Source organism: Commensalibacter sp. M0133 (genome assembly GCF_016101485.1).
GTDB lineage: Bacteria > Pseudomonadota > Alphaproteobacteria > Acetobacterales > Acetobacteraceae > Commensalibacter > Commensalibacter melissae.
This window is the reverse complement of record NZ_JACFQI010000001.1, coordinates 1,074,849-1,081,030: the sequence shown is the minus strand read 5'-3', so window position 1 is coordinate 1,081,030 and position 6,182 is coordinate 1,074,849. Positions and strand designations below refer to the sequence as shown.

General features: G+C 35.2%; 6 protein-coding genes and 3 tRNA genes. 4 read left to right on the top strand and 5 right to left on the bottom strand.

What is annotated here, in order from left to right; genetic code table 11:
- Nucleotides 1-28 precede the first annotated feature (28 nt).
- Entirely contained in the window at nt 29-310 is a 282-nt protein-coding gene (locus tag H3T46_RS04880) for a hypothetical protein (protein WP_198197599.1), read from the bottom strand.
- A gap of 567 nt (nt 311-877) precedes the next feature.
- On the opposite strand from H3T46_RS04880, the gene H3T46_RS04875 reads away from it, so the two are divergent.
- Both H3T46_RS04875 and H3T46_RS04870 read left to right on the top strand, forming a co-directional pair.
- Nucleotides 878-2,275 carry a carbohydrate porin gene (locus H3T46_RS04875; RefSeq protein WP_230882874.1) on the top strand — a complete coding sequence of 466 codons (1,398 nt, stop codon included), beginning with the start codon at nt 878-880 and terminating at the stop codon, nt 2,273-2,275.
- Between the two features lie 99 nt (nt 2,276-2,374).
- Nucleotides 2,375-2,635 carry a hypothetical protein gene (locus H3T46_RS04870; RefSeq protein ID WP_198197597.1) on the top strand — a complete coding sequence of 87 codons (261 nt, stop codon included), beginning with the start codon at nt 2,375-2,377 and terminating at the stop codon, nt 2,633-2,635.
- 203 nt (nt 2,636-2,838) lie between these two features.
- Here the strand turns inward: H3T46_RS04870 and H3T46_RS04865 are convergent.
- From H3T46_RS04865 to H3T46_RS04850, 4 genes are all read right to left on the bottom strand, one after another.
- Nucleotides 2,839-2,913: transfer RNA gene (locus H3T46_RS04865), tRNA-Thr, on the bottom strand.
- 311 nt (nt 2,914-3,224) lie between these two features.
- The gene (gene nusG / locus H3T46_RS04860) at nt 3,225-3,755 is read right to left on the bottom strand and encodes a transcription termination/antitermination protein NusG (protein ID WP_110438580.1); all 531 of its coding nucleotides are present in this window, start codon (nt 3,753-3,755) and stop codon (nt 3,225-3,227) included.
- 7 nt (nt 3,756-3,762) lie between these two features.
- Nucleotides 3,763-3,957, bottom strand: a complete 195-nt coding sequence (gene secE, locus H3T46_RS04855) for a preprotein translocase subunit SecE (protein WP_110438579.1) — start codon at nt 3,955-3,957, stop codon at nt 3,763-3,765.
- A 106-nt stretch (nt 3,958-4,063) separates the two neighbouring features.
- A tRNA-Trp gene (locus tag H3T46_RS04850) sits at nt 4,064-4,140 on the bottom strand.
- Between the two features lie 186 nt (nt 4,141-4,326).
- Here H3T46_RS04850 and H3T46_RS04845 point away from each other — a divergent pair.
- Nucleotides 4,327-4,400, top strand: a tRNA-Gly gene (locus H3T46_RS04845).
- Between the two features lie 1,450 nt (nt 4,401-5,850).
- Nucleotides 5,851-6,051: a hypothetical protein gene (locus tag H3T46_RS04840; protein ID WP_198197595.1), complete on the top strand. Its 201-nt coding sequence runs from the start codon at nt 5,851-5,853 to the stop codon at nt 6,049-6,051.
- The last annotated feature ends 131 nt before the right edge of the window (nt 6,052-6,182 follow it).

The window sequence follows — 6,182 nt, the reverse complement described above, 5'->3', positions numbered from 1 at the left end:
GTAGCTCGTCAGGCTCATAACCTGAAGGTCAGAGGTTCAAATCCTCTCCCCGCTCCCAATAACTTCCACTCAAAATTGCTGTATCATCACGGACAATATCCTGTCGATCCCGTGTTGGCGCATCATCCTTGTTGCCGATCCTGCTTTTGCAGGCCAGTGGCTGATCCATGTGATCTGCCACTTTGGAACCGAAAAAGTCTTTTATACATGAAACCGTGAAAAAATGCGTCCTGTATGGCAATCTTGGCAAACAACATGGCCACCTAGCGCTCTTTATTCCCGAGGCCGGCGTATCACTTGAAAATATCATGAATTGTTGCAAACACTAACCTGCAAAACCAACATGAAATCCAGCGCCAAGTCCCTCCCATCCCTCTTATGCAAAAAATGAATAAACCACTTGTGAATATCGCATGCCCACCTCTCATATACCGTAAAAAAACAAATAAATATCATAACTTAATAAATATAAAAATTTTTTATAGAATAATTAATGTTGGAAACAAAATATAAGCAATATATTTGGTTCTGTATTTTTTTGTTTTTATATCAAAAATATTTTGTTTATTAAAAATTTAAAAAAAAATATTTAATATCATTTTCTGTATTTAGTAAATAATTCAAAATGAAGTGTATTATAAAATACACAAATTTAAAGATTTTAACCAATTTTTCATTTTTTATCTAAGGTAACAATAAATTTATATTTTAATATATTAATCTAATGATTAACTAATATTGAAATTTTCAATTTAGAGAAAATATATCCTCTGATTGAATGTACTTTATGAGGAAAGGTTAAGTTATGGATAGTCTAATTGCTTTTTATAGTCCTATAAATTTCCTGAAAAAGTATATTATATTGGGTTTAAACGTAATGATTTTGCTTATGCCAATTAACAAATTAATGGCGCTTGATCTTTCCAATAATGGTAAACCTCCTCAAAATATTGATGATGCTTCAGTACCAGAGACGAATCGGAATGTTGCACTTGGTGAGATGAATAAATTCAATACACGTGAAGTAAACCCGTCCAGTCTTGATCCAACAAAAAGTATTTTTTCTAAACCGATAAATGACTATCTTGATAAATATGGTATTCAGCTTGGATTAAACTGGGTGACAGAAACAGCTGGTGTGGTTCATGGTGGACGGAGAAACGGTGCTGATTTTACACAACAAATAACATTTTCAGTTGATATGGATTGGGAAAAAATCGCCGGCTTAAAGGGATTTTCAACTCATATGATTGTTATGAATCGTTCAGGTCGTAATGCCAGTGCTGATTATGTTGGGGATACGCAGATTCAGGCCCAGGAAGTATACGGGGGTGGCTATTCTCGCTTATTTCATATTTATGATGTTTATGGTGAACAAAAATTATGGAATGGTCGGGTCGATATTAAAGTCGGTCGTATGAGTGTAGGAGATGATTTTGCCCATAGTCCCATGGCATGTCAATTTATGATTCTTTCAACTTGTGGCCATCCAAGAAGTACTCAGTCTCAACAGGGATTTTCAGATTGGCCTGGTGCAGTTTGGGGGGGAAGAATTCTTGTTAATATGACACCTAATAGTTATTTTGAAGTGGGTGCATATCAAAGTACACCTTGGCCACAAGGAGGAGCAACTGGATTTTATTGGGGAACCAAGGGAACAACTGGTGCTTTCGTTCCTGTTGAATTTGGTTATAATCCTGATATCGGAAAACATCATTTAGTGGGTAGCATTCATATTGGTGCAGGTATAGATAGCAGTCATTTTCAAACCTGGTCTTCACAAGTTTTAAATAACAATAAAAAAGATTACCGTACCCAATTCTGGATTCAATCCTACCAAATGATTTATCGTCATGATGCAATTGATGATCATGGATTATTTGTTTTGGCAAATTATGGGCATGATTCTACAACAACATCAACATTTAAGGACTTTTACAATTTCGGGTTTTTGGATCGTGGATTTTGGAAAGGCAGAGCCTATGATCAAATTGGGGTGATGTTTACATATTATACGATTCCTCATACTCTTCGGCATGCACAGCAATTTCAAGTTGCACATGGAGCACCATTAAATGGTAATGGAGTTTTCGCTCTATTGAATGGTGCCCCTGGAGTTCAGGGAGATTCAATTTTATTTGAAGCTAATTATGGTTTTGCTGCCTATCGTGGAATCATGATTATGCCAGTATTTGAATATTTTCATCATGTTGCCGCGACGAAGGCCTATAAAGATGCAACGATTGTTGGTTTGAAAACCAACGTAACTTTTTAAAAAACTATATTGCTTGTCACTGTAAAAAGAATAAATTAACGATAATAGCTATTCTCATTATAATCAAAAATCTTATTAAAGATTTCAGGGTTGAATACAGTGATAAACTATAAATCGATTTTAATTTTATTTACTGGATTACTGCTTAATGCCTGTAATCCAGAAATGGGGCGTTTACCCTTGGAAAGTGATGTTGGCTGCCTACGTAAAGAATTATCTTCTCCTGATCATCCTTCATTTCATATGGCGGCCAATTTTTGTCAAAAGACAAAGAATCATATATTACAACCCTTGAATTTAAAAAATGCCCCTGATCTGCAAAAAAAAGCTGAAAAAGCAGGAATTGCTCATTGTTCATAGTTGAAAAATAATTTTTTTAGAATTTATAATAGCTTTATTGAAGTCAATAAAACAATTTTTTGTTTTATGACATTATAAAAACAAAATTTATAATGTGTTTTTAAGCGGATTTAGCTTTATATTATTGTCTACTATAACGTCAGATTATTAAGTCAAGTCGGATCACGTTAAATTATATTTAGAAAATGATTTTATTATGTTCATGGTGCCGACACTCGGAATTGAACCGAGGGCCTACTGATTACGAATCAGTTGCTCTACCCCTGAGCTATGTCGGCATGGTTTTTGTTTTATATAGGAGCTTTATTTATTCTTCAAGAGTGGAGGGTGAAATTTATTAAGAAATATGAAAATGAAGCTTATTATAGAAATTTTTTGGATATAAGATTTGTTTTATTAGGCTTATTGATCAATCACTATTATAAAAAAAGAGATTTTGTCTCAATGGATCTTGTTTAAGTTTTATGAAAAAAAATCAGAATTTAGTAAAAATGGTTCTGAATATTTGGATAAGTCAATAAGGATGCAAAAAATGATAATGGGAAACGAAAAGCTGTTTTATATTGTTTTGCATCCAGTATTTAAGGGACTAAAGTTTTTCTACCTGATTATATTCCAGATCAACAGGTGTAGAACGTCCAAAAATGGAAACACTGACTTTTAGTCGACCTTTTTCAGTATCTATTTCTTCAATAACACCATTAAATGAAGTGAATGGCCCGTCGGAAACGCGAATTTGCTCGCCAACCTCAAAGTCTACAGAAGGACGCGGACTATTTGCACCTTCTTTGGCTTGATTAATGATATATTCGGCCTCTGCATTGGAAATTGGGGATGGATGCATTCTGTTTCCAAGAAAACCCGTAACCTTGGGAGTATCCTTGATTAAATGCCATGCCTCATCAGTCATCTCCATTTTGACCAGAACATAACCGGGGAAGAATTTACGTTCTGTTTGGACTTTCTGGCCACGTTTAACCTCTATGACTTCTTCTGAAGGGACAAGGATTTCTTCCACTTGGTCAGTTAAACCTTTTTGTTCAATCTGTTCTTTAATCTGTTGAACAACCTTTTTTTCAAAACCAGAATAGACATGAATGACGTACCACCGTTTTGCCATAACTGGTTTACCCTCCTAGGCCAAATAAAATCCGTATTCCAAAGCCGATAGCCTGGTCCACGATGAAAAAGAATGCAGAAGCACCCGCAGCCATTGCCAGAACAGCGGCGGTTGTGACTAATGTTGTACGACGTGAAGGCCAAGTTACCTTTTTGGCTTCAGCACGAACCTCATTTAGAAATTTCGTGGGATTGACCGGCACGAAATACCTTCCCTACATAAAATGATCCTAAAATACTATGTTAAATTTTTATAATATATCAGGATGGGTTGAAAACAAAATGAATGTTTGTCATTCATATTTAATTTGGCAGGGGTGGAGGGTCTCGAACCCGCAACCTCCGGTTTTGGAGACCGGCACTCTAGCCAATTGAGCTACACCCCTGCAAAAAATTTGATATGAATAGATCAGAACCATCATATCTATTGATACAAGAAAAAGCAATGGAATGGACAGAAAGTCAAGTAAAAAATGAATAAAAATTATTTTTTATAAAAATGATAAAAAAAAGCTTGATTTGGGAAGAAAAATCATTAAAAGTTTTTTTCAGACTCAATCGAGCATTATCAAGCGGGCGTAGCATAGTGGTAATGCAGTAGCCTTCCAAGCTACCGAGGAGGGTTCGATTCCCTTCGCCCGCTCCATTTTCAAATTTCCAGAATTTTACTGAATTTAGCTGCATTCAACCGTATCATTATGTGCTCACATCTAAAATTGGTTGGGAAATGTAAAATGAATTCATTTTCGAGGATTTTCCTCTGCGACTGGTAATTGTTACCGGCTTCTGGATGGTTATTGATAGACATAAGCTGGCTGTGAGTGATACTGAGACGATAATTGGGTTATATCGCTACTTTACTGTCATGCTCATTATCTGGACATTCAAAATAAAATCAGCGTTAAAAACTTATGCTCAAATGAGTTTAATTTAAACTGAAAATGAATCCATTCTGCATATTTATTTTTGGTATTATATTGTATATTGCAATAACGGTATGGAATCAGAGCTATAAAAATTAATATTATTCATAGTCAGAAAATAGCTGGATATGATGCTAGAATTTTTTGGAGGTTCAATATCCTACGTTCCAGGCGGTTTGCGAACCTGATCCTTTGATTGCAGCATTAGATGCGCTTTGCGCATACGCATTTCTAATAACATTTTTTGGGGTGTCGTATTAGATAAATAACTAAATTCTTTTCTGAATTTCGTCTTACGATAGTTTCTTTTCGGCTGCGGGGATTAATGACAATTAGTTCGGATAAAAGGCAAAGGCTATGGATATGCAAAATTAATTGGTCTATACCAGCTGAAGAAGAATTGAGATGGCGTATTAATTAATATCGAGGTGTGAGACAGACTGGCGTGTGATGTTTTCTGATGCAGCAGCTGATTTAATTGTTCATTTCCTAACAGTGAGTTGGTGCCTTTTTCGCCGAGATATACTGGTACATGTGCTAATAATAATCCGTAAAATCAAGTTTCAGAGCAATAAAGCAGATTTCAATCTGTGGTGAGATGACCTTGGCACTTCAAGTGTTGAGCATCATGATTTATATACAGTTGACTTGAGTATAGTGAATAATTGTGAGGTGTTCTTAACAACGTTAAACTTGATGAAAGTGAATGAATAGGTGAAGAAGGACGTGGTTTTATCCAGATGATGAAAAATTTGATCCTGACCGTTTGGTAGTTGTCATTTTTATTTAGTTCACTAGATAAAAATTCAACGGGCTTAATTAATTGTGCGGGGATTTTTAATGCCAACGTATGAATATATGGAAAATAATATAGCATAGAAAATGTTTTTATTATAAATATAGCCAGATTTTGTATTATCGGACTTATTATTTTCACACTGGTTATGATGACACGGTGATTATCGTGATAGCAGATAAAACCGAATAGCAATTTGAGTATTATCTTATATTCTCGTAGTATGGCGTGTTAAATACAGAGGTTTAATAATAGCTGATAACTATTTTGTTTAGCGGTAATCACCATCTAGTGCCTGTGACGATTAAAGATTGCGGCAGTGTTTAGGTAGAATGTTCCCGCATTACGATTTGTTTCTCTTATCCCGTTCAGGCCCTATGAAAAGCTTATCGGAGTATTTATCGAAACGCGCATGTTCTGCCAATTTGGATGCATTATCCGATCAGTCGGGATTGAGCGGGTCAAGATCAGTTGTAATTTTATCGTGCTGCCCTGTGTCCAAACTGGCTGAGACAATAATGTTTATCGGAACAGGCTTTTATTCGTCGGCATTGCATAGACTTGCCAATAACGGGTAAGAAAGTGATTTACTTATATCTTTGTCGACGCACCAAAATTGATATCCAATAATTGTTATTTTTCCTTAAATAAAAATATTTTTTACTAAAAATTATATTAAATCGAATTGATCGTTTGAATGATTGTCGGT